Raw genomic sequence first — 23,855 nt, forward strand, 5'->3', positions numbered from 1 at the left:
CCCCATGTGAGAGTAGGTCATCGTCAAGATTAAATTCCAGAACCCCTGATTGCTAACGCAATCAGGGGTTTTGTTTTTGTAGAAGTCCATGATTTTCACCGGCACGTTGCGAACGCAACGGTCTGGTACACAGAATTTCTTGACGACCATAGAGCATTGGAACCACCTGATCCCATCCCGAACTCAGCAGTGAAACGATGCATCGCCGATGGTAGTGTGGGGTTTCCCCATGTGAGAGTAGGTCATCGTCAAGATTGAATTCCGAAACCCCTGTCTGCTAGCGCAGACAGGGGTTTTGTCGTTTAAGCGCTGGCCAAAGAACTAGAACCGACTCATCCTTTGCGTGCCTTACTGCTTCGCCTGGCCAGTAGCTTGCGCCACCAGATGTAGATTCCGGTAGCAGACAACATCGCGATCACAACCCCCAGCAGTGCAATCAACACCTGCCCCGTCACCCCGATGATCCTGCCCCCATGGATTGGTAGCTGCAGCCGATAAAAGCGCTCCCCCAACGTACCTTGCCCTGCTATTTCCTGCCCTAGTAAACGCCCATCCGTCCCGTGGAAAAACAACCAGGATTTCCCATGGGCCTCGGTATCATGTTGCCCAAAACCAGCCCCATAAAAGTTGTACTCAAAGCTGTAGTACAGCTCTCCAATCGCCGCCGTCAGCCCAAGCCGTTTGCCTTCCTCCAGGGCCCGCTCATAGGCTTGTTGATAGCTCAGTTGCGTCACGCCCAATTGCCCAATCGGCAGCCTGCCACGGGCCTCATACACACTGGCCTCGACCGGTGAAAACAGCGAGACAACCGGCTTGAATACCTGGCTCGGCAAATTCATCGCCACGCTACTGACCGCGATCGGCAGCAACAACAACCAAAGCCACAACCCGCCTGCGCGATGCAGATCGAAGTTCAAGCGGTACGCGTGACCGCCCTTGATCTTCCACGCCGTTGACCACTTCTTCCAGAAGGGTTTGCCCCTTGGCAGGGTCAACCACAGCGCGATAAAACAATCGAATACCCAGGCAATCGCCACCAGCCCCATCAGCCACAACCCCCAGTTACCCGGTAGTGTCAGGTTGTAGTGAAACTCCAGAATGAACGGTATGAAGTTCTCACGCTGAAAGCAGCACGCGCCCCAAAAACGCCGTCCCATTGCTTCGCCGGTGACCGGATCGAGATAGAAAACCTGGTTAGGTTCGTCAAAGGGCTTGCCAGTCGCCGGGTCGTTTCTCGCTACCGCCGCCAGCAGAGCGGTATGCCCTGCCTCTTGTGGATACTCCATGTACCAGACTTGCAGCGTTGGATGTTGCCGCTGCAACTTTTCCACCAGGTCACCTGGCGGCAATGCCGAGCCCTTGGCCGTTGCTTCGTAGAAGCCGGGATTAAGCCATTCATCCAGCTCGTGGTTGAACGCCAAAAGACTGCCCGTAATTCCCGCCATCATCAAAAACAACGCCGTTGCCAGTCCGATGTAGCGATGAAGTAAAACCATCAATGCGCGCATAAAAATCTCCTGCAAAAACGACAAAGCCAGCGCCTGGAATCAGGAACTGGCTTTGTATGAATCGAGTAGGATTAGAACTGGTAGCTCACCGTCGCACTCACGTTGCGCTCTTCACCCAGGTAACAGAAGTTCAGACTGGCGCACGACGCCACGTAGGACTCGTTCGTCAGGTTGTTGGCATTCAGGCGCACATCCACACCCTTCAACCCCACCTTGCCCAGGTCATAACCCATCGATGCATCAAACAACGTGTAGGCAGGTACCTTCATGGTGTTCTCCGCATCTGCCCAGCTGTAGCCGACATAACGAACACCGCCGCCAAAACGCAGGCCGTCCAGGGCGCCGCTGTCGAATTTGTAGTCTGCCCACACCGAAGCCATATGACGCGGCGCCTGGGTTGGCGAATTACCCCTGTTCTCGATCACGTTGTCCGCCGTGCTCAACGTGCTGACCATCGACTTCGAATACTCGATGTCGGTGAAGGTATAGCTGCCCAACAACTTGAGGTTGTCGGTCAACTGCATATGCGCCTCCAGCTCCAGGCCTTGGGAGCGCACAGCACCGACCGCGCGATAGAAGTTTTCCTGCGGCAGCTTGGTCGCCAGGTTCTCCTGATCGATGCGGAACAGCGACGCGGTGAACAGGTTGTCGGTACCCGGCGGCTGATATTTCAAGCCGACCTCCCACTGAGTGCCGTCGGTAGGCGCCAAAGGATTACCAGCGCTGTCCGAATAGGAGTTAGGGTTGAAGGACTCGGAATAACTGACGTAGGGCGCAACGCCGTTATCGAACAGGTAAAGCGCCCCTGCACGTCCGGTCAGCTTGGTGCGTTTATCACTGATCTCCGTGCCCAGGGGCCGGCCAACCTCAGCAATGCGATTCTCATCAGAGGTCTCGACCCAGTCCTGACGCAGCCCGAGGGAGAACCGCCACTTGTCCATTTCAATCAGGTCTTGCAGGTAAACGCCGGTCTGTTCAAGCCGACGCAGATAGCTGGTCGGGCTGTAATAACTGATCTCGGAATTACCATACACCGGAGTGAATGCATTGATGGGGGACAGCGATCCGCTGCTCCAATCCACCACGGTTTTGCGCCGCTGATAGTCCGCCCCCATCAGCACGGTGTGTTTGGTCGCGCCGGTAAAAAATTCGGCCTGCAGCATGTTGTCGATGATGAACGCATGCAACTTCTCGTCACCGCCTGAGTAGTAGCGATTCAGCTCATTACTGGTGGGCGTAGTCCATCCATAGGCGTACACCTGATCCAGGCGGACCTTGGAGTCCAGGTAACGAAAGTTTTGCCGCGCCGTGAAAACATCATTGAAGCGGTGTTCAAACTGATAGCCGAACGACTGCTGATCACGCTTGTACCCATCAATGCCCGGCTCACCCTCGAAGAAGTGATTGGAGATCCGCTGGCCATTGCGCTGATGCAACGCCCCATCTGCCGGCATGCCTCCGTGGTAGCCACCGTCGGGATCGTGTTGCAGATAGGCCTGGAGCGTGAGCGACGTGTCATCGGTAAAGTCGATGCTCAAGGTCGGCGCCAGCGCGTAGCGTTTTTCCTTGGCGTGGTCGAACTGCGTGTCGGACTTATCCGCAAGCCCGGTCAGTCGGTAAGCAATACGCTTGTCGTCATCCACCGGGCCGCTGAAGTCGAAACCCATGCCTCGCTGCCCTTGCGATCCCACGGTGGCCTGTACCTGATGGTAAGGCTCAAACAACGGCTTCTTGCTGGTCAGCGCCACCAGCCCACCCGGCGAGCTGCGCCCGTACAACACCGACGACGGGCCCTTGAGAATATCCACCCGCTCGAGGAAATAGGGGTCCACTTGCATGGTGCTGTAGGTCCCGCTGTCCCCCATGGACTTCAAGCCGTCGAGGTAGATGTTATCCACTGACCCGTCGTTGAAACCACGCATCGCCACGTAGTCATAACGGTGAGTGGCACCGTACGGGTTGGTAAGCACGCCTGGGGTGTAACGCATGGCCTGGGCAACGGTTTGCGAGCCCTGGTCGTCCATCTGCTCACGGGTCACCACCGAAACTGTCTGTGATGTTTCCAGCAGCGCAGTACTGGTCTTGGTGGCGATCTGGCTGTGGGTTGCGTTGTAGCCGTCCATGCTGCCCAGGGCGTTACCCAGGGCGAAGCCTTTGATGTCGGTAGTCGGTAAGGTCAGCGCTTCACTTTCGGGCTGGGCCTGCAACACGAAACTCACGTCATCCTGTGGCTGTGCCTGCAAGCCGGATCCATTGAGCAACTGGCTCAGGCCCTGCTCCGCGGAATACTCACCGTGCAGCCCGGCAGACTGGCGGCCCTGAGTCTGCGCAGGCGTGCTGGAAAGGGTGATGCCTGCCTGACGGGCAAACTGGTTGAGCACATCGCTCAGCGGCCCGGCAGGGATGTCATAGCGCTGGCTGATGCGCTCGACCCCGCTATCCGCCGCGACCCCGGCCATCGGCAACAAGCCGATGCCCATCGTGGTCGACAGCAGCGCTGCACGTACGGCTTTACCGAGCAAAGGGTAGGAAGAGGGTGAGTTACTGAAAAAACGCACAGTCATTATCGAGGTCCGTAGAGGTCGCTGAAGGCAGATTGAAATGCTTACTGTCTAAGCCGGACTCACGGAAAAAAGCCGCCAAAAATAAATCGGGCGCGACAACAATAGTCAGGCCTGACGCTCCAGGCTTACCCACCAGCGGGTGCGATAGCGCAGGCGCACAGGCAACGTCTGCGGAAGGATCGCCAACAGTTTCTCGGTGTCTTCCAACCGAAAAACGCCGGACAGGCGCAAGTCTGCGATATCGCTTGAGCAGCCCAGGTAACCATGGCGATAGCGCCCCACCTCTGCCAGGAAGTCGGCAAGACGCATGTTGCGGGTGACGATCAATCCATCCGCCCAGGCCCCGGCATCCATATCCAAAGGCGGCGCCAGAATGGCCTCGTTCTGACGAACCAGGTAGCTTTCTCCTGCATGCACCTGAGTGAACAGGCCGTCCGCCGTATGGGGTGAATGAATCGCCACATTGCCTGACGCCACACTCAAGCGAGTGCAATCGCTGTCCTGGCGCACCACGAACCGCCCGTCGATGCCTTCGAACAAACCATGACGCGTGCGAACCAGCAGCGGTGCCGTCGCAGCAGCGCCGCAGGTCACCAGGATTTCCCCGCGTACCAGCGTGATCAAGCGTTGCTGCGGGTTGAAGTCCAGGTCCACCGCGCTGTCGGTATTGAGTTGCAGGCGTGTGCCATCCGGCAATTGCACGCTGCGGCGTTCGCCGGTGGCGGTGGCCAGGTCCGAGGTCCAGCGTTGCCAGCCGGTAAGGTCCCTGCTGACCCAGGCCGCCGAACCGATCAACACCACACCCGACAACACCTTCAACGCTTGCCGGCGCCCGAGCCGCTGGGCGCTGTTCTCCAGCGCCACATGGGCCCCGGGAACTGCCGCCAGCTGGCTGCTCAATTCATGTTGCAGCGCTTGCACGCGTTGCCAGGCCAGCTCGTGTTCATGATGAGCCTCGCGCCAGTGCTCGCATTGCGCCTTCAGGCGGAGATTGGCGCGATTGTTACGCAAGCGCAGCATCCAGCTGATGGCCTGTTTCACCACCTGCGGATCGATTCCTGCGCGTGCAGTGTTATCCATCGGGGTCATGCCTCATACCGCAGCACATAACAGTGATACAGCGCCTCGGCGACATACCGCTCCACCGAGCGCAACGACACGCCCATCTGCTGCGCAATCTGCTTGTAAGTCAGGCCGTCGCACTGAGCCAGTAAAAACGCCTTACGCACCTTGGGCTTGAGCCCGTCCAGAAGCCGGGCGATGGACTCCAGCAATTCCAGAATCAACGCACGCTCCTCAGCGCTCGGTGCCACGGCTTCGGGCAAGTGGGCGATGGATTCCAGATAAGCCCGTTCGATTTCTTCGCGACGCCAGTGATCAATCACCAAGCCCCGGGCGATGGTGCGCAGGAAGGCGCGAGGGGCCTTGAGTTCGAAGCGTTCGGTTTTTTGCAGCAGGCGCACGAACGTGTCCTGGGCCAGGTCCGCAGCATCCGCGGTGTTACCCAGGCGGCTGCGCAGCCAGGTGTTGAGCCAGCCGTTATGGTTGCTGTAAAGCGTCTGTACTGCGTACTCGGGAGAGGGCATTCACACGGCCTGGCGAAGCGTCACAAATGATAATTAGTCGCATTGTCGACAAGGCTGAAAAATTTTGCAACTCCCTCCATCAGATGGCTACCGCCGGTCGGCTTCTGACGCTAAAAGAGGATGCTTCTCACAAATTCCTAAGATTTATCCTGGAGTGGCCGAAAGCCTGACGAGCCATGCGTGCACCGAAATAGAGCAGTCGCAGAGTCTGCCTATACCGTTACATGGAATGTTGCATCCGGCACGCTCACCCCCTTTTGGCAAAAAGAAGTCAATGAAATGAATCTCAAGTTCAGTCATAAAATTCTGTTGGCCGCGTCAGGCGTCGTGGTTCTGGCCTTCGCGTTATTCACGTTCTACAACGACTACCTGCAGCGCAACACCATCCGGCAAAACCTGGAGTCGTCGATTCAGCAATCCGGTGAACTGACCGCCAGCAGTGTGCAGAACTGGCTCAGTGGCCGGGTACTGGTACTGGAAAGCCTGGCGCAAAACGTGGCCCATCAAGGCAGTGCTGCCGACCTTCCGGGGTTGGTCGACCAGTCGGCATTTACCTCCAACTTCCAGTTCACCTACGTCGGTTCAACCGACGGTGTATTCACCCAACGGCCCGACGCCAAAATGCCTGATGGCTACGACCCGCGTCAGCGCCCCTGGTACAAGCAAGCCGTTGCGGCCGACAAGACCATGCTCACGCCGCCCTACATGGCAGCGGTGGGTGGGCTGATCGTGACCATTGCGATGCCGGTGAAAAAGAATGGTGAATTGCTCGGCGTGGTCGGTGGTGACCTGAGCCTGCAAACCCTGGTGAAGATCATCAACTCGGTGGATTTCGGCGGCATCGGCCATGCATTCCTGGTCAGCGGTGACGGCCAGGTGATCGTCAGCCCGGACCAGGACCAGGTGATGAAAAACCTCAAGGACATCTACCCGGGCAGCAATGTGCGCATCGAGAAGCTCAATCAGGAAGTGGTTCTCAATGGTCAGGAACGGATTCTGTCCTTCACCCCGATCAGCGGATTGCCGAATGCAGACTGGTACATCGGCCTGTCGATCGACAAGGACAAAGCCTACGCACCATTGGGCAAGTTCCGCACCTCGGCATTGATCGCCATGTTCATCGCGGTCGCCGCCATTGCGGTGTTCCTGAGCCTGCTGATCCAGGTCTTGATGCGTCCCCTGACCACCATGGGTCGCGCCATGCAGGACATCGCCCAGGGCGAGGGTGATTTGACTCGCCGCCTGACCGTGGAAAGCAAAGATGAATTCGGTGACCTGGGCAGTGCTTTCAACCAGTTCGTCGAGCGTATTCATGCGTCAATTTCCGAAGTGTCCTCGGCCACCCGCCAGGTGCACGACCTGTCCCAGCGGGTAATGGCTTCGTCCAACGCGTCGATCATCGGCTCCGACGAACAAAGCGCCCGCACCAACAGCGTGGCTGCAGCGATCAACGAACTGGGGGCCGCCACTCAGGAAATCGCGCGCAACGCCGCCGATGCTTCGCAGCACGCCAGCGGTGCCAGTGAGCAGGCCGATGACGGGCGCAAAGTGGTGGAGAAAACCATCCTGGCGATGTCAGAACTGTCGCAGAAAATCAGCCTGTCCTGCACGCAGATTGAAACCCTGAACGCCAGCACCGACAACATCGGGCACATCCTGGATGTGATCAAAGGCATCTCCCAGCAAACCAACCTGCTGGCCCTCAACGCGGCGATTGAAGCCGCGCGTGCCGGTGAAGCGGGTCGTGGGTTTGCGGTGGTGGCGGATGAGGTGCGTAACCTCGCGCACCGCACCCAGGAGTCGGCGGAAGAGATCCACAAAATGATCACGTCGCTGCAGATTGGCTCGCGTGAGGCGGTCACCACAATGAACGCCAGCCAGACCTCCAGCGAAGAAAGCGTCGAGGTCGCCAACCAGGCCGGCGAGCGTCTGGTCAGCGTGACTCAGCGGATTGTCGAGATCGACGGGATGAACCAGTCGGTAGCGGCCGCCACCGAGGAGCAGACCGCGGTGGTGGAAACCCTCAATGTGGACATCAACCAGATCAACCTGTTGAACCAGCAGGGCGTGGCCAACCTCAACGAAACCTTGAAGGATTGCGACGCGTTGTCTCAACAGGCCAACCGGCTGAAGCAGTTGGTCGACAGCTTCAAAATCTGACGATGACCCTGCAGGAGCGAGCTTGCTCGCGAAGAGCGTCAACGATAACGCAGCGCTATCAGATAGCCCGTGTTGCCTTCTCGTTTTTCGCGAGCAAGCTCGCTCCTACAGTAAGGTCAGCAGAACATCTGCCGCACATTCTCCAGCGCGCTGTCGGCGAACGCCTGCACGAATGCTTCAAACCCCTCCTTACCGTGCTCAACCGGCTCGGCAATGATCGTCCAGGTCACTTTCGAACTGCACTCCCCCAAAGCCTCCACACGTATCGCCGCCCACAATCGAGCCACGCCAAGGGTGTTGTAAATCGTTGTCCAGGTCATCTGCATAGCCTGTTCGTCGCGGCTGTTGAGTTGCTCCACTACCAGGTTTCCGTCGTGGAAGATTTTTTTGCGCAGCGACCCCATGCCCGCGCCGGTTATCTCGATGTGCGACAGCGCGGGGATGAATCTGTCAAACCCTGCAAAGTCACCCACCACCGCCCATACGCGGGCGGCATCACGGGCAATCACCACTGAAGACACCACTGGCCTGGCGCATGGGTTGCGAATCAACGTATCGGGTTTCATTAGATTTTCCTTCGGTTAAGCGCCTGATTACAGGAAGCCGATGCTCTTGAGGTGCTCGCAGCCCTTGCGCAACAGTGCCGGACTTTTCTCGGGGTAGTGCGCCCCCATCTGCTCGACACCACGCCGGGCGTTGTCATGGCGGATCATCGAGGTGTCGCCGATGTCCTCCTCCACACCATTGAGATAAAAACCCAGCACGCCGAACAGCGCATTGTGGCTATCCACCGTGTGCAGGTGACGTTGCCAGTGGGCCACGCTCACCCACTCGAACCCATGGCCGGCCTGGCGAAACGCATCGACGTAGGACTCCCAGCTCAAGGGTTGCGGATTGTGCAGGTTGAACACATTTCCCCCAGCACTGCAGCGCCCGCTGTGGAACGCAACAAACCGCGCGAGAAAGTCCACCGGCATCAGGTCAAAATTCAATCCCAGGCGGGGCATCAGGCCCAGTTGCAGTGAGCCCTTGAGCATTAACATCAGGCGATTTTTCTGTGGCTCGCAGACACCATTGCGGCAGTTGAAACTGATGTTGCCGGGACGGTGGATATTGACCCAGGCCCCTCGCTCGACGGAGCGCCCCAGCAGGCGTTCCGCGACCCACTTGGACAGGTTGTAGCCATTCTGGATATACAGCGGCGGTGTGGTGGCAGCGGGCGTTTCGAGTACCTGGCCTTGTGCGTCGATGCTGCTGGCCGCCGACAGTGTCGAGATGAAATTGAAGACCTTCTTGCGCCGGGTTTCACACAGGCGCAGGCATTCCAGCACGGGCTCGACGTTGTCCTTGGCCAGCGTGGCGTAATCCAAAACATGATTGACGTGGGCGGCGTTGTGCACCAGCACGCCGAACTCCCCGGCGAGGTAGTCATACACCTCGCTGGCCAGGCCAAGGCGCGGCTGACTGATGTCGGCGGCGTATACCCGCACCCGACTCAGGTCCAGGTGTTCCAGGCGGTAATCGCGCAGTGCCTCGGCGAACCTCACAGTGGCTGAATGCCCGGGGCGCTCACGCACGAGGCACGCCACCTCAAGTGCGCCCTCGGCCAGTAACGCCTCGACAATATGCACCCCGAGAAAACTGTTGGCTCCGGTCACGATCACCTTGCGGGGTTCACCCGCCTGGTCCGCCGGCAACATCTGCATGTCCAGTTCACGCAGTGCATCCCGTGTCGCCTGGCTGGCCGGCGCTTCAGGGACCGCGCCGTCACCCATCAGCGCCGCCAGGGTACGGACGGTGGGCGTTTCGAAAAAACGGTTAAGGGAGAGGCTGCGACCGAACTGCTCGCGGATACGCAGCAACATCGTCGACAACAGGATGGAATGGCCGCCGAGCTCGAAGAAGCTGTCCTGCGTCGACAGCTGTGCAACGGGCACGCCGAGCAACTCGCTCCATAGCTTCAGCAGCTGCGCCTGCACCGGTGTCTGCGGCGAGCAGCGGTTGATGGCCGGCACCGGTTGAATCGGCAGCGCCAGCAAGGCCTGGCGGTCGACCTTGCCATTGGGCGTACACGGCATGCTCCCAAGCTCCGTGCACAGGGCAGGTTGCAGATAGTCGGGCAGTGTTTGCCGGGCATGTTGCTGGAGCGCAGCCAGGGTGCCCTGGTCCTCCGGTTGCGCGACAAACGCCAGGATCCGCTGATCACGGTCGATCACCACCGCCACCTGGCGAAACAGCTGGCTGCTGCGCAGGCAGTGTTCGATCTCTTGGGGCTCGACCCGAAAGCCACGGATCTTCACCTGCTGATCCCGACGCCCGCCCAGCTCGATGCCATCTTCCGTCCATTTCGCCAGGTCGCCGCTGCGGTAGGCCCGCAAGGTCTGGCCGTCGGGCAACGTCAGGTGTACGAAATGCTCGGCGGTGTTCTGCGGCTGATTGAGGTAACCCAGGCTGACACCGGGACCGACGATGTACAGCTCGCCCATCACCTGTTCATCCACCGGTTGACGTTGCTCGTCGAGGATCAGTACCCGGCTGTTGGCGATGGGCGTCCCCACGTTGCGATTGCTGTCGCCCGGCTGCAGCGCGCGGTGGGTCACCAGCACGGTGGCTTCCGTCGGACCATAGAAGTTGTGCAAGGAGCACTGCCCCGCCAGTTGCTCGATGACACAGGGCTCGCAGACATCACCTCCGGTTATCAGGTGCGCCAGGCCCAAGGGTTGATCCCGCGGGAGGATGCTCAGCAGTGCCGGCGGCAGGAAGGCATGGGTCACGCGCTGTTGCCGGATCAGTTCCACCAGTTGTTGCGGGTCTCGCCGCGCGTCTTCACCGGGCACGATCAGCTCGGCGCCGGCGATCAGGGGCGCGAAAATATCAATCAGCGAAGAGTCGAAGCTCAATGGTGAGAACTGCAGCACCCGGCTGTGCTCGCTCAGTTGCACATGGCCGCCGAACCAGGCAGTGAAGTGGGCCAGGTTGTACTGACTCAGCAGCGCGCCTTTGGGCTGGCCGGTGGTGCCCGAGGTGTGCAGCACCATGCAAGGGGCGTCCATGGCCGGGCGCTGGCGCAGTAGCGGCGGGGTGGCGTGCGTGTCGAGGGGGCTGACATTCAGGGCGGTAAAACGGCCTCGCAGTGGATGCCGGCCGTCCTCCAGCAGCACCGAGACGCTGGCGTTTTCCAGCATGGCTTGTTGGCGTTGTGGCGGGTGGCCCGGCTCCAGTGGCAGGTACACCGCGCCGCAGCCCAGCACCGCGAGGATGCTGGCGTACAGCTCAAGGGACTTGCCCAGGCAAACGCCAATTACCTGCGGTGTGTCGCCGGCCTCAAGCAAAGGCCAAAGATGCTGCTGGATAGCCAGGCTCTTGCGATGCAACTGTCGATAACTCAGCACGTTCCCGGCGATGTTCAGCGCCGGTCGTTCGGCGAAGGTTTGAAGACTGATCTCCAGTCGTTCGATCATGGGCACCTGGGCTTGTTGCTGCAGCGCCGAGTCGGCGGTCTGGTTAAAGCGATGCAGGTACGCCAACGATGCGAGCGCTTGCAGGCTGTGTTCGGGAGCATCGGAGGCGATCGCGGTTTGCGAAAAATGGCCCGCGTCCCGGGAGAAACCGCTGACGTGTTGGGCCACCCATTCCACCAGGCGAGTAACTGCCTGGTGCCGCAACCGTTGGCCGTTGCCGCTGGGTTCTGCGTCAACGTTCAGGACCGCCAGGAGTCGGTGTGCGCTGGCGTAGCACCTGAATTGCAGGGTCGGCAGCCCACCGTCAGTCTGCGTCCCGAGGCCCAGGCGCAAGCTCATCAAGGCCGTGTGAACCAGGCCCGGCGGGATTGCCTCGCTACCGTCATCAATCAGCAGGTCGACGTCCCTTGCATCGCTCGTTTGCGTAAGGGCATGACCGTATTGCTCCAGTGTCTGCCCCACTTCATCCAACGCCGCGCTGACGCCCACCAACCCAATCTTCAGACGCCTCATGGGTGAACTCCTGGCGTCGGAAGAAAGGCGTCCAGGGCCTGGACCACGCTCGCCGTTTGCAGCAGGCCGCTGTGATTCAGGAACGCCTTGATATTGCCGAGCAACGGGTGCTGGCGGGTGATGGGAAAGTCCATCGCGTGCACCTCGGCACGCAACGCCGCGCGAGTGCTGGCGCTGATGTCCAGGTGCTCGATCAGTTGCAGGTCGAAGTTCTTTTGCAGGTCGTGGGTCAGGTAATGCTGGAGGAATACTGGCAGGATCCGGGCGATGCAGTCGCGGTCTTCGGCGCTCGCAGACTGCCAATAGATCCGTACCAGTCGCGTCCAGAAAACCCCATGACGGCCCTCGTCAAACAAGTGGTCGGCCATCAATCCACGGATGGATTGCTTGACGCTGTCGTCCTTGGAAAACGCCGCCACGTCATGGGTCACGGTGTTTTCGGCGATGGCCACGGCAATCAGTTCCACGGCATCGCGCAGGTGTTCGGGAGCCAGCGCCAGCGCGGCAGGCAAGGCGCGGCTCAGTTCGATTTGCCCGGGCAGTTCAAGGGGCGCGATGCCCGTCATCTCGACGGCCTGTTGCATGAAGTCGAGGGCGACGAGGGCGTGGTAATCCTCATCCACTACCACGGTCATGGCGTCGTAGCGACAGGCGAGCGGGAAGGGCACCGAAAAGCGATTCTTGGCAATTCGGCGTGCGGTCTTGTCGACGATTTCGGTTTCAAAGATGACCACGTCGTTGATGAACTTGTAGAACGTCTGCAACAAGACAACATCGCGGCACTGTGGGCATTGATCGACAAAGGTCGCACTCAGCACCAAGGGTTGTCGGCTCAAGGGATAGATCAGCTTTTGATCGTTTTCCAGCAAGCGGCGCGGGCGGGTACGGATGGTCGCGCGGCGTTCCCAGTCGTCGGCACATGAGCGATAGTCGACAGGGTTCATGCGCGTACCTCCGGCAGGCACAGGCGCAACCCGTCCCATAAGGCCAGGCGGCTTTCCACGGCGCTCAGGGCGGCACTGTTGGCTTGCTGCTCGCGGCTCGGGTCGGCCAGTGTGAGGCGTTGCAGCAGTTGCTCCGCCGCCGGGCCATGCTCCTCTGCGTCAACCTCCATGTGGCGCTTGAGGTAGTAGCAGAAGGTCGGGGCGTGGCGGTGGAGCTTCTCGCACCCCTCCAGGGCGCGCTTGAACATCGCCGGTATGACGCTCTCGCGGCCGTGGAGAAAGGCGGCCGCCACACAGTGGGTCGGTGCGTTCAGGGCAACCTGCAAGGTGCTCCTGACGAAATGGGCCACGGCAGGATGGGCATCGACGCTTTGCAGGGCCGTTTCTGCATCGCTGCCGTCGCGTTGCAGGGTGATGAATTTTTCGATGGCCGTGGTGCTGGCGCCGACTTCACGCATGGCTTCCAGGTACAACTCGAAGTGGCTGCCGTGGCCGTGACCGGGACAGGCGTCCGACTCTTCGCCCAACACGATCTCATTGATCAGGCGTGCCGCTTGCGGGTCCGGCGGCGGCAACCACGGCAGGCGCATACCCGTCAGGTCATGTTGCAGGCGTTTGGTCAGCGTCATGAAGTCCCAAACAGCGAACACATGGTTTTCCATAAAGTATCGCAACTTTGGAAGTGTGTTTATTTGTGTAAATAATGGATGGCTGTGTAACTTCTGCTTTTTTTGTTTAAGCAGGTGTGAGTGCTGGAGCATGATTGATGCCTATAAGTCGTTGTTTCTTCCCTGATAACAAGCAGCCACGTGCTGTTATTGATTAACAAGCAGCACGCTATGACAAAAACACCAAAGCTTTATTTAAAGGAACGTCACGCGCAGTGACGCCCGAGCAGGGTTCACGCTGTCGATTGGGGAGAGTTTAGAGGTTGTAATAATCTGATTAGGTATTCAGGCGCTTTTGGTTTTATTAGTTATTACGAATAAAAATACTGCGGTAGTTGAATGGCTCTGTGAAGTGTAGGAAGTGTTTTTTCGGATTTATCTTTTAACGGGCGTGAATGTTGTGAGTTCACCTCCATCGGCCAAGGTCGCTGCGCAGCGCTTTGTGGTCGAAGGAGGCGTCTCGGTTCCACGGAGAATTTACAGCGGGGCGTTCTCTTCAGTCTCTTCAAGACTTTTGAGATAACCGGTAATCACCTCCATGCCGCGGGTGAGGTGGTTACGCAAGGTCAGGATGCTTTCCTCGACCTTCTTTTTCGCCACCAGGTCGAGCAGTTCGCGGTGGTCTTCCTGGGACGTCTTGCCCAGGCCCATGGCCTCAAGGTTGAAGCGCAGGAAACGCTCTTCTTCGTTCAAGCCGTGTTCAACCAGCTTGAGCAACCGCTGATTGCCCGCCTTGCCATACAGTGCCATGTGGAACAGGCGGTTGAGCCGGCCAATTTCGGTGTAATCGGTTTCCCGCTCCAGCGCATCAATGAAGGCGCCAGCCTGAGCAATGTCATCGGGCGTGAGCAGGGGAATCGACAAGCGCAGCGCTTCGGATTCCAGGAGGATGCGCAGAGCGTAAGTTTCCGCCGAATGGTCTTCAATCAGCGGCGCCACCACCGCCCCTTTATGGGTAACCACATGCAGCAGCGACTGCGCTTCCAGTTGACGCAATGCCTCGCGCACCGGCATCCGGCTGACCCCGAACAAGCTGGCCAACTCCTGTTGGCGCATGGCGGTGCCGCAGGGCAAGCGACCATCCAGGATGGCGTTGCGCAATGTTTCTTCAATCACGGAGCGGGCGAGATGGGCGGGGATAGGCCCGCTGATCTGGATGCTGCTCAAAGGGTTCGGCTTCTGCGTCACGACTACGCTATCCTCCTTTTCAGGGTGAGGTGGCTAATTGGATCCAATGCACACTAGAGATTGTCCACAAGCTTGTCAAACGGGCAAGGTTTCGGCTTGTAAGCGACTCAACAGCGCGTTCCACCGGCCCACGACGCCCTTTTGTCAGGTCTTACAGGCTTAACGTCTGTGAGACACACTTTATTCCCGAAAGTCGCGGCTACAGCGGTATTGCTGCATATCGATATTCACTAACGGTATTTAAAATGCCGTTCTTATGACTATAAAGTCACTCTCCTGACCGCCCGGGAGTGAACTCATGTCTGCCACCTCTACTGTTCCAACAGCGACCGACACCACACAAACCTTCGAGATCCGTCCATTTCCCGGCAGCGTCGGCGCCGAGATCATTGGCCTGGACCTGACCCGCACGGTCAGCGACCAGGACTTCGCGCGCATTCACCGCGCGCATCTGGACCATCACGTCGTGGTCTTCCGCGACCAACGCATCACCCCCGAACAACAGATCGCCTTCAGCCGCCGCTTCGGTGTGCTGCAAATCCATGTGCTCAAACAATTCCTGCTGGCCAACCACCCGGAAATCCTGATCGTCTCCAACATCATCGAAAACGGCCAATCCATCGGCCTGGGAGACGCCGGCAAATTCTGGCACTCGGACCTTTCCTATAAAGAGTTGCCGAGCCTGGGCTCGATGCTCCATGCCCAGGAGCTGCCGTCCGAGGGTGGCGACACGTTGTTCGCCGACATGCACAAAGCCTGGGACAACCTGCCCGAGCCCCTGCGCAAGGCCGTAGAAGGCCGCAGTGCTGCGCATTCGTACACCGCACGCTATAGCGAAACCAAATTCGAAGGCAATTGGCGCCCAACCCTCACCCCCGAGCAACTGGCTCAAGTGGCGGAAGTGGTGCACCCGATCGTGCGTACCCACCCGGAAAACGGCCGCAAGGCGCTGTTCGTCAGTGAGGGCTTCACCACCCGCATCGTCGGCCTGCCGGAAGACGAAAGCCGCGACTTGCTGGCCCAGCTCTACGCCCATAGCGTGCTGCCGGAAAACATCTACCGCCACCAGTGGCAGCCCCACGACATGGTGTTCTGGGACAACCGTTCGCTGATCCACCTGGCGGCCGGCTGCCCGAGCCACCTGCGGCGCAAGTTGTACCGCACCACCATCCAGGGCGACGCGCCTTTCTGATCCGGAGCATGACCATGTCCAAGAAAATCCCATTTGCGCGCCTGGCTGCCACCGTTGGCTTGGGCATCAGCCTGCTGGCCGGCAGCCTGGTTGCACCTGCCGTTGCCCAGGCCGAAGGCGAGATTCGCATCGCCGAGCAGTTCGGCATCGTCTACCTGTTGCTCAACGTGGTGCGCGACCAGAACCTGATCGAGAAGTACGGCAAGCAGGAAGGCATCGACATCAAGGTCGACTGGACTCAACTGTCCGGTGGCGCAGCCGTCAACGATGCGTTGCTCTCCGGTTCCATTGACATCGCCGGTGCTGGTGTTGGCCCGCTGCTGACCATCTGGGACCGCACCCACGGCAAGCAGAACGTGAAAGCCGTCGCCTCCCTGGGCAACTTCCCGTACTACCTGGTAAGCAATAATCCCAAGGTCAAGACCATCGCGGACTTCACCGAAAAAGACCGCATTGCGGTGCCGGCGGTGGGTGTCTCCGTGCAGTCGCGTTTCCTGCAATACGCCGCCGCCAAGCAATGGGGCGACAAGGAATTCAATCGCCTCGACAAGTACACCGTCGCCGTCCCGCACCCGGATGCGACCGCTGCGCTGATTGCCGGTGGTACCGAACTGACCGGGCATTTCTCCAACCCGCCGTTCCAGGAACAGGCCCTGACCAACCCCAACGTGCACGTGGTGCTCAACTCCTACGACATCCTCGGGCCGAACTCGCCGACGGTGCTATTCGCCACCGAGAAATTCCGCAACGACAACCCGAAAACCTACAAGGCGTTCGTCGAGGCACTGACCGAAGCGGCACAATTCGCCCAGAACGACAAAGGCGCCGCCGCCGACACCTACATCCGCGTGACCAAGGCCAAGATCGACCGCGCCGAGTTGCTGAAAATCATCGAGAACCCGCAGTTCGAATTCAGCGTCACCCCGAAAAATACCTACCCGCTGGCGGAATTCCTCTACCGCGTCGGCGCGATCAAAAACAAACCCGAATCGTGGAAGGATTACTTCTTCCAGGACGCCAAACCGCTGCAAGGGAGCTGACATGAACGCGCCCTTGCAAGGCCACACGGCCAGCAACCCGACGGCTACCGAAGCCCTGCTTTCGGTGGATAAAGTCAGCCTTGAATACCGCACGCCTGAACGGGTCGTGCGGGCCACCCACCAGGTCAGTTTCGAGATCGACCCGGCCGACCGCTTTGTACTGCTGGGGCCTTCGGGCTGCGGCAAATCCACGCTGCTGAAATCCATCGCCGGCTTTATCAAACCGTGCGAGGGCGAGATCCGTCTACTCGGGCAAAAAGTCGAGCAACCGGGCCCGGATCGCATCGTGGTGTTCCAGGAATTCGACCAACTGCCGCCGTGGAAAACCGTCAAGCAGAACGTCATGTTTCCGCTGCTCGCCTCCAAGACCCTCAAGCGTCGCGAGGCCGAAGAGCGGGCGCTGTATTACCTGGAAAAAGTCGGCCTGACGGCGTTCGCCGACGCCTACCCGCACACTCTGTCCGGCGGCATGAAAGCCCGCGTGGCGATCGCCCGGGCGTTGGCCATGCAGCCGAAAATCCTGCTGATGGACGAACCCTTCGCCGCCCTCGACGCATTGACCCGCCGCAAGATGCAGGAAGAGCTGCTGCTGCTCTGGGAAGAGGTGCGTTTCACCCTGTTGTTCGTCACCCACTCCATCGAAGAAGCGCTGGTGGTGGGCAACCGCATCCTGTTGCTGTCGCCGCATCCGGGCCGGGTGCGGGCGGAAATCCACAGCCATCAATACGACCTTCACAGCCTCGGCGGTGTGGCGTTCCAGGCTTCGGCGCGGCGCATTCATCGGCTGTTGTTTGATGAAGCGCCCGAGGCGGAAACCGAGCTGGGTTTCGCCGATATCCGCATCGCTTATTGAAGGGTTTTCACCATGCGCCAGGAATATGAAATCACTCTCGAACCGTTGCCCGGTGTTCGCGTTGAACGCGAATTGCCGTGGCGTCAGCGCCTGTGGCAACAAGGCTGGCTGCGTAAAAGCCTGATCCTGATAGTGCTCGCGATCCTGTGGGAGGCGGCCGCCCGTTATCAGAACAACGACCTGCTGCTGCCGAGCTTCCTGCAGACGCTGAGCGCGTTCTACGACGGCATGGCCAGCGGCGAGCTGTTGAGCAAGGTCAGCATCTCGCTGGTGGTGCTGATCAAAGGCTATTTGATCGGCATTGTGCTGGCGTTCGCCCTGACGACGCTGGCGGTGTCGACCCAACTGGGCCGCGACCTGTTGAGCACCCTGACCTCGATGTTCAACCCGTTGCCGGCGATTGCCCTGCTGCCGCTGGCGCTGCTGTGGTTTGGCCTGGGGCAGAACAGCCTGATCTTCGTGCTGGTGCATTCGGTGCTGTGGGCGCTGGCGCTGAATACCTATTCCGGGTTCCTCGGTGTCTCGGAAACTCTGCGCATGGCCGGCCGCAATTATGGCCTCAAAGGCATGCGCTTCGTGTTGTTCATCCTGATCCCGGCCGCGCTGCCGTCGATCCTCGCCGGGCTGAAAATCGGCTGGGCGTTTGCCTGGCGCACGTTGATTGCTGCCGAACTGGTATTCGGCGCCACCAGCGGCAAGGGCGGGCTGGGCTGGTACATCTTCCAGAACCGCAACGAGCTGTACACCGACAAGGTGTTTGCCGGGTTGGCGGTGGTGATCCTGATCGGCCTGCTGGTGGAGAACCTGGTGTTTGACACCCTGGAGCGCGTCACCGTGAAGCGCTGGGGCATGCAGCGCTGACTGAAACACCCATCCTGTGGCGAGGGAGCAAGCTCCCTCGCCGCAGTCTGCTACGATTGCGCCAAGTTCACTCCCAACCGATCACGAGTGCTTGGCATGCAATTACCGGACATGAACCTGCTGGTCGCCCTCGACGCGCTGCTCGACGAGGGCAGTGTGGTGGGCGCCGCGCGGCGGATGAACTTGAGCCCGGCCGCCATGAGCCGCACCCTCACACGCATCCGTGAGGCGGTGGGCGACCCGATCCTGGTGCGCGCCGGTCGCGGCCTGGTGCCGACGCCCAAGGCCCTGGAGTTGCAAGGCCAGGTGCGTAACGTGGTGGAACAGGCGGCGCTGCTGTTTCGCTCGGCGGACGACGTGGACCTGCGCACCCTGCGCCGGCGGTTCAGCGTGCGGGCCAATGACTTTTTTGTCGGGGTGTATGGCGGTCGGTTGTTCGACACCATGGAGCGCATGGCACCGCTGTGCGAACTGCGCTTTGTGCCCGAGGGCGACACCGACGATGAAGCCCTGCGTGAAGGCCGGCTTGACCTGCGGGTGGGCAACACCATGCCGATCACCCCGGAAGTGAAGGTACAGAACCTGTTCACCACCACCTTTGTCGGGCTGGCGCGGGAAGGGCACCCATTGTTCGATGGAGAGATTACCGCCGCACGGTTCGCCAGCTATTCCCACATCAGCATCTCCCGGCGCGGCATCGCCCGCGGGCCGATCGATACCGCCTTGAATGCCCAGGGCCTGGAACGCCGGGTCGCGATGATCGCCCCGGGGTTTCACGGCGCGATGTTCATGCTGCCCGACTCGGACCTGATCCTGCCGGTACCCAAGGAAGCGCTCTACAGCGCCAATCGCCTGAAGCTGCCGCTGCGGGCGTTTACCCTGCCCATCTCCCTGCCGACCCTGGTGCTGACCCAGGCCTGGCACCCGCGCTTCGACAAAGACCCGGCCCATAAGTGGCTGCGCGAGACCATGCGTGAATGCTGCGAGGCGACGTGGCAAGAAGCGCAACCCACGTGAGTCGGAAGTGAGCTCGGTCAATGTGGGAGCTGGCTTGCCTGCGATGCGGGCGACCCGGTTTTTCAGGAATAGCGAGGTGATGCCATCGCGGGCAAGCCCGGCTCCCACAGAGATCGCTTACCTTTTGATCGTTGCGTCTGGTGCACTTATAAGCTTCCTATAAGTCACTTTTTGTCATGTCTAAGCCTTATTAAACTGCTCGGGTATTTCCTATTCCGAGTTGTAGTTCATGACGTCCCTCGCTGCTCCCGCACCCCTGGCCGCAGCCAAGCCGACCGCCATCGCCCCGCCCGTTTTCGGTCCACGCATCATCATCGGCCTGGTGGGCGTATTGCTCGCGGTACTGGTGTCCGGCCTCAACGAGATGGTGACCAAAGTCGCCCTCGCCGATATTCGCGGTGCGATGTACATCGGCTTCGACGAAGGCACCTGGCTGGTGGCCGCCTACACCGCCACCTCCGTCTCGGCCATGGCGTTCGCGCCGTGGTGCTCGGTGACCTTTTCCCTGCGCCGCTTCACCCTCTGTGCCATCGGCCTGTTCACCGTGCTCGGCGTGCTGTGCCCGTTCGCACCGAACTACGAAAGCCTGTTGGTGTTGCGCACCGTGCAAGGCCTGGCCGGCGGCGCGTTGCCGCCGATGCTGATGACCGTGGCCCTGCGCTTCCTGCCGGCCAACGTCAAACTCTACGGCCTGGCGGGTTACGCCCTGACGGCGACGTTCGGCCCCAGCCTCGGCACACCGCTGGCGGCAATGTGGACTGAATACGTCGGCTGGCAATGGGCGTTCTGGCAGATCGTCGGGCCGTGCCTGCTGGCCATGGCGGCCGTGGCCTACGGCTTGCCTCAGGACCCGCTGCGCCTTGAGCGCTTCAAGCAGTTCAACTGGCGTGGCTTGCTGCTGGGTTTCCCGGCGATCTGCATGCTGGTGATCGGCCTGTTGCAAGGCAATCGGCTGGACTGGTTCGAATCGCCGTTGATTACCTCATTGTTGATCGGCGGCCTGGTGCTGCTGGTGCTGTTCATGATCAACGAGTGGTCGCACCCGATGCCGTTTTTCAAGCTGCAGATGCTCGGCATTCGTAACCTGTCATTCGCGCTGATCGTACTGGCCGGGGTGCTGATTGTGCTGTTGGCGGTGACCATCATTCCCTCCAGCTACCTGGCTCAGGTGCAAGGCTACCGCCCGCTGCAAACCGCCCCGGTGATGCTGATCATGGCGCTGCCGCAGTTGATCGCGCTGCCGTTGGTGGCGGCGCTGTGCAACCTGCGCTGGGTCGATTGCCGCTGGGTGTTGGGCATCGGCTTGAGCATGTTGATCCTGTCGTGCGTGGGCGGCGCGCAGTTGACGTCGGCGTGGATTCGCGATGATTTCTACGTGCTGCAACTGCTGCAAATCTTCGGGCAACCGATGGCGGTGCTGCCGCTGCTGATGCTCTCCACCGGCAGCATCACACCCCAGGACGGGCCGTTCGCCTCGGCCTGGTTCAACACCGTCAAAGGCCTGGCTGCCGTGGTCGCCACCGGCGTGCTCGATGCGCTGACGACCCACCGCCTGCATTTCCACTCGACCATGTTGGTGGACAGCTTGGGCAACTCGCCCCTGGCCGACAGCGATGCCGCCGGCCTCGCCCATCGGCTGCACGAGCAGGCCGTGGTGCTCACCTCTTCGGATCTCTACTACGTCATGGCCGGTGTCGCGGCGGCGTTGATCCTGCTGATTTTCTGGATGCCGACGCGGATTTATCCGCCCCGCGCGCCGACTTGATTGCTCACTGAGCCAAAAGGATTGCTATGAAACGCAAAGACAAAATCGCTGTAACCGTCATCACTGTGTTTGCCGTGGGGGTGCTGGTTTACCTGCTGGCGCCGGGCGTGTTCGGCAGCAAGCGCCAGAGCACCAACGATGCCTTCGTCGCCGCTGACTACACCCTGGTGGCGCCGCGTGTGGCCGGCTTCATCAAGGAAGTGCTGGTGGACGACAACCAGCGGGTCAAGGCCGGGCAGTTGCTGGCGCTGATCGATGACCGTGACTTCCGCGCCGCTGCCCAGGCGGCCGATGCCGATACGCTGGTGGCCCAGGCGCAACTGAAAAATGCCACGGCGACCCTGGAACGGCAAAGCTCGGTGATCGCCCAGGCCCAGGCCACCGTGGCAGCGGATCGCGCCGAAGTGGCATTTGCCGAACATGAACTGAACCGCTACAACCACCTCGCGGGCGTAGGCGCCGGTACCGTACAAAACGCCCAGCAAGCCAAGACCCGCATCGAACAGGCCACCGCGCGCCTGGCCAATGCCACGGCGGTGCTGGCGGCCGAACGCAAGCAAGTGGAAATCCTCAGCGCCCAGCGGGATGCGGCAGAAGGTGGCCTGAAACGCGCCCAGGCGGCGCTGGAAATGGCCAGCTATCAGCTGTCGTACACCCGCATCGTCGCGCCGGTAGACGGCATGGTCGGCGAGCGGGCGGTGCGGGTCGGCGCCTATGTGACGCCGGGCAGCAAGATCCTCGCCGTGGTACCCCTGGCCGAAGCCTATGTGGTGGCCAATTTCCAGGAAACCCAACTGTCCCACATGCACGCAGGCCAAACGGTGGACGTGAAGGTCGACAGCCTCGACGGCGAAGTGCTCAAGGGGCACCTCGAAAGCCTGGCGCCGGCCACCGGGGTGACGTTTGCCTCGGTCAAGCCCGACAACGCCACCGGCAACTTCACCAAGGTGGTGCAGCGCATTCCAGTGAAAATCATCCTGGAACCCGGCCAGGCACTGACCGAACGCCTGCGGGTCGGCATGTCGGTGGAAGCCAGCGTCAACACCCATGCCGCCGCCCAGCCACGTGAGGTGGCGCAGCAATGAGACACCTCGCCTGGTTTACCTTAAGCCTGCTCAGCCTGAGCGCCTGCACCGTCGGCCCGGACTTTCAGCGCCCGCAAAATCCCGTCGGCCAATGGACCGAGCCTCATGGCCAGCAAGCCGCCAGCCACGCGGTCAACGACCCGCTGGAGGAGCGCTGGTGGGAAGTGTTCCACGATGCGCAACTCACTGCGCTGACACGTCGCGCGCTGACCGATAACCTCGACCTGAAACTCGCCAGCAGCCGCCTGCAACAAAGCCGCGCGGCGCGCCAGGTGATCACCGCCGAGCGCTACCCGACCGTCAACACCACCGGCGATTACCTGCGCCAGCGCAACAGTGCCGATGGCTTGAGCGACGCCTCGGGCAAGAACGGCCGCGCGGCCTACAACCAGTGGGACATGGGTTTCTCCGCTGCCTGGGAACTGGATTTCTGGGGCCGGGTAAAACGCGAAACCGAAGCCGCCGACGCCACCCTGCAAGTCGCTGAAAACGACCGCCGAGCGGTGCTGTTATCAGTGCTGGCGGAAACCGCCCAGGACTACATCCAGCTTCGCGGTGTGCAGAACACCCGGGCCGTCACCGAACAGAACCTCGACGTGGCCCGCCACAGTTTGAAGCTGTCGCAGCTGCGTCTGGCCGACGGGGTGGCCACTGACCTGGACGTCGCCGAAGCCGCCGCTCAAGTCGCCGCCATCGAGGCGCGCCTGCCAGACTTGCAGCAACGCCAGGACCAGTTGATCAACGCCCTGAGCCTGCTGATGGGTGAACCACCGCAAGCCTTGTATGCCGAGCTGTCCAAGGACGCCGCCGTACCGCAAACCCAACGCCAGGTCGCTATCGGCCTGCCGTCGCAACTGGCTGAGCGGCGCCCCGACATTCGCCAGGCCGAAGCGCGTTTGCATGCCGCCACCGCCTCCATCGGTGTGGCCAAGGGCGACTTCTACCCGCGTATCACCCTGTCTGGCAGCGTGGGTTCCCAGGCGTTGCAGCTGGCAGATTTCGGCTCGTGGAGTTCGCGTGCATTCGCGTTCGGCCCGCAACTGAGCTTGCCGATTTTCAACGGTGGTCGCTTGCAAGGCATGCTCGATTTGCGCGAAGCCCAGCAACAGGAAGCGGCCCTGGCCTACCAGCAAACGGTACTGCGGGCCTGGCATGAAATCGACGACCAGTTGACCCGCTACAACGCCAGCCAACTGCGCCGCGACAGCCTTGCCGAAGCGGTACGGCAGAACCAGATTGCCCTCACCACGGCGCAACACCAGTACGTCGAAGGCGTGGTGGATTTCGTCAACGTGCTGACGGTGCAAAGTGCGTTGCTGGCGACTCAGGAGCAGTGGGTGGAAAGCTCCACCGGCGTTTCCCTGGCCATGGTCGGGTTGTACAAGGCGCTGGGCGGGGGCTGGGAGTCGGTGTATCCGTTGCAAACGGCTGGGGCTGAATGACAAAGAAC

General features: G+C 60.6%; 18 protein-coding genes and 1 rRNA gene. 10 read left to right on the forward strand and 9 right to left on the reverse strand.

Annotated features, from left to right (window positions below; translation table 11 throughout):
• The first annotated feature begins 138 nt into the window (after positions 1-138).
• A 5S ribosomal RNA gene (gene rrf, locus MUM_RS0107650) occupies positions 139-254 on the forward strand.
• A 78-nt stretch (positions 255-332) separates the two neighbouring features.
• Here rrf and MUM_RS0107655 read toward each other — a convergent pair.
• The 4 genes from MUM_RS0107655 to MUM_RS0107670 form a co-directional block, all read right to left on the reverse strand.
• On the reverse strand, positions 333-1,508 hold the full coding sequence (locus tag MUM_RS0107655) for a PepSY-associated TM helix domain-containing protein (RefSeq protein WP_010168716.1): 1,176 nt from the start codon (positions 1,506-1,508) through the stop codon (positions 333-335).
• 71 nt (positions 1,509-1,579) lie between these two features.
• Positions 1,580-4,072: a TonB-dependent siderophore receptor gene (locus MUM_RS0107660; protein ID WP_010168718.1), complete on the reverse strand. Its 2,493-nt coding sequence runs from the start codon at positions 4,070-4,072 to the stop codon at positions 1,580-1,582.
• 105 nt (positions 4,073-4,177) lie between these two features.
• Positions 4,178-5,161 carry a FecR domain-containing protein gene (locus MUM_RS0107665; RefSeq protein WP_010168719.1) on the reverse strand — a complete coding sequence of 328 codons (984 nt, stop codon included), beginning with the start codon at positions 5,159-5,161 and terminating at the stop codon, positions 4,178-4,180.
• Positions 5,158-5,658, reverse strand: a complete 501-nt coding sequence (locus MUM_RS0107670; RefSeq protein ID WP_010168720.1) for a sigma-70 family RNA polymerase sigma factor — start codon at positions 5,656-5,658, stop codon at positions 5,158-5,160. Before MUM_RS0107670 ends, MUM_RS0107665 begins: the two co-directional genes overlap by 4 nt.
• Before the next feature lie 279 nt (positions 5,659-5,937).
• Between MUM_RS0107670 and MUM_RS0107680 the strand changes: the two genes are divergently transcribed.
• Positions 5,938-7,818, forward strand: coding sequence for a methyl-accepting chemotaxis protein (locus tag MUM_RS0107680; protein WP_010168722.1), 1,881 nt, complete (start codon positions 5,938-5,940; stop codon positions 7,816-7,818).
• Positions 7,819-7,934: 116 nt separating this feature from the next.
• Here the strand turns inward: MUM_RS0107680 and MUM_RS0107685 are convergent, their stop codons facing one another.
• The 5 genes from MUM_RS0107685 to MUM_RS0107705 all read right to left on the reverse strand — a co-directional run bounded on the left by MUM_RS0107685 (position 7,935) and on the right by MUM_RS0107705 (position 14,592).
• A complete protein-coding gene (locus MUM_RS0107685) occupies positions 7,935-8,384 on the reverse strand; it encodes an SRPBCC family protein (RefSeq protein WP_010168724.1) in 450 nt (149 codons plus the stop codon).
• Between the two features lie 27 nt (positions 8,385-8,411).
• Positions 8,412-11,792 carry an amino acid adenylation domain-containing protein gene (locus MUM_RS0107690; protein WP_010168725.1) on the reverse strand — a complete coding sequence of 1,127 codons (3,381 nt, stop codon included), beginning with the start codon at positions 11,790-11,792 and terminating at the stop codon, positions 8,412-8,414.
• The gene (locus tag MUM_RS0107695) at positions 11,789-12,736 is read right to left on the reverse strand and encodes a diiron oxygenase (RefSeq protein ID WP_010168727.1); all 948 of its coding nucleotides are present in this window, start codon (positions 12,734-12,736) and stop codon (positions 11,789-11,791) included. The genes MUM_RS0107690 and MUM_RS0107695 overlap by 4 nt, the downstream gene beginning before the upstream one ends.
• Complete coding sequence (locus MUM_RS0107700; protein ID WP_029615796.1) at positions 12,733-13,497, reverse strand: DUF3050 domain-containing protein; 765 nt, start codon at positions 13,495-13,497, stop codon at positions 12,733-12,735. Before MUM_RS0107700 ends, MUM_RS0107695 begins: the two co-directional genes overlap by 4 nt.
• Before the next feature lie 384 nt (positions 13,498-13,881).
• Entirely contained in the window at positions 13,882-14,592 is a 711-nt protein-coding gene (locus MUM_RS0107705; RefSeq protein ID WP_010168731.1) for a GntR family transcriptional regulator, read from the reverse strand.
• Positions 14,593-14,890: 298 nt separating this feature from the next.
• Here MUM_RS0107705 and MUM_RS0107710 point away from each other — a divergent pair, with 298 nt between their 5' ends.
• The 8 genes from MUM_RS0107710 to MUM_RS0107745 all read left to right on the forward strand — a co-directional run bounded on the left by MUM_RS0107710 (position 14,891) and on the right by MUM_RS0107745 (position 23,847).
• On the forward strand, positions 14,891-15,784 hold the full coding sequence (locus tag MUM_RS0107710) for a TauD/TfdA dioxygenase family protein (protein WP_010168733.1): 894 nt from the start codon (positions 14,891-14,893) through the stop codon (positions 15,782-15,784).
• A gap of 14 nt (positions 15,785-15,798) precedes the next feature.
• On the forward strand, positions 15,799-16,824 hold the full coding sequence (locus MUM_RS0107715; protein WP_010168736.1) for an ABC transporter substrate-binding protein: 1,026 nt from the start codon (positions 15,799-15,801) through the stop codon (positions 16,822-16,824).
• Between the two features lies 1 nt (position 16,825).
• Complete coding sequence (locus MUM_RS0107720) at positions 16,826-17,677, forward strand: ABC transporter ATP-binding protein (protein WP_010168738.1); 852 nt, start codon at positions 16,826-16,828, stop codon at positions 17,675-17,677.
• Positions 17,678-17,689: 12 nt separating this feature from the next.
• Entirely contained in the window at positions 17,690-18,538 is an 849-nt protein-coding gene (locus tag MUM_RS0107725; RefSeq protein WP_003218225.1) for an ABC transporter permease, read from the forward strand.
• A gap of 96 nt (positions 18,539-18,634) precedes the next feature.
• Positions 18,635-19,555 (forward strand): LysR family transcriptional regulator, encoded by a 921-nt coding sequence (locus MUM_RS0107730; RefSeq protein ID WP_010168740.1) that lies wholly within the window; start codon positions 18,635-18,637, stop codon positions 19,553-19,555.
• 229 nt (positions 19,556-19,784) lie between these two features.
• Positions 19,785-21,320 (forward strand): MFS transporter, encoded by a 1,536-nt coding sequence (locus MUM_RS0107735; protein WP_010168741.1) that lies wholly within the window; start codon positions 19,785-19,787, stop codon positions 21,318-21,320.
• Between the two features lie 26 nt (positions 21,321-21,346).
• Positions 21,347-22,405 (forward strand): HlyD family secretion protein, encoded by a 1,059-nt coding sequence (locus MUM_RS0107740; RefSeq protein ID WP_010168742.1) that lies wholly within the window; start codon positions 21,347-21,349, stop codon positions 22,403-22,405.
• Positions 22,402-23,847: an efflux transporter outer membrane subunit gene (locus tag MUM_RS0107745; protein WP_010168743.1), complete on the forward strand. Its 1,446-nt coding sequence runs from the start codon at positions 22,402-22,404 to the stop codon at positions 23,845-23,847. Before MUM_RS0107740 ends, MUM_RS0107745 begins: the two co-directional genes overlap by 4 nt.
• Positions 23,848-23,855 lie beyond the last annotated feature (8 nt).

Source organism: Pseudomonas sp. PAMC 25886 (genome assembly GCF_000242655.1).
GTDB lineage: Bacteria > Pseudomonadota > Gammaproteobacteria > Pseudomonadales > Pseudomonadaceae > Aquipseudomonas.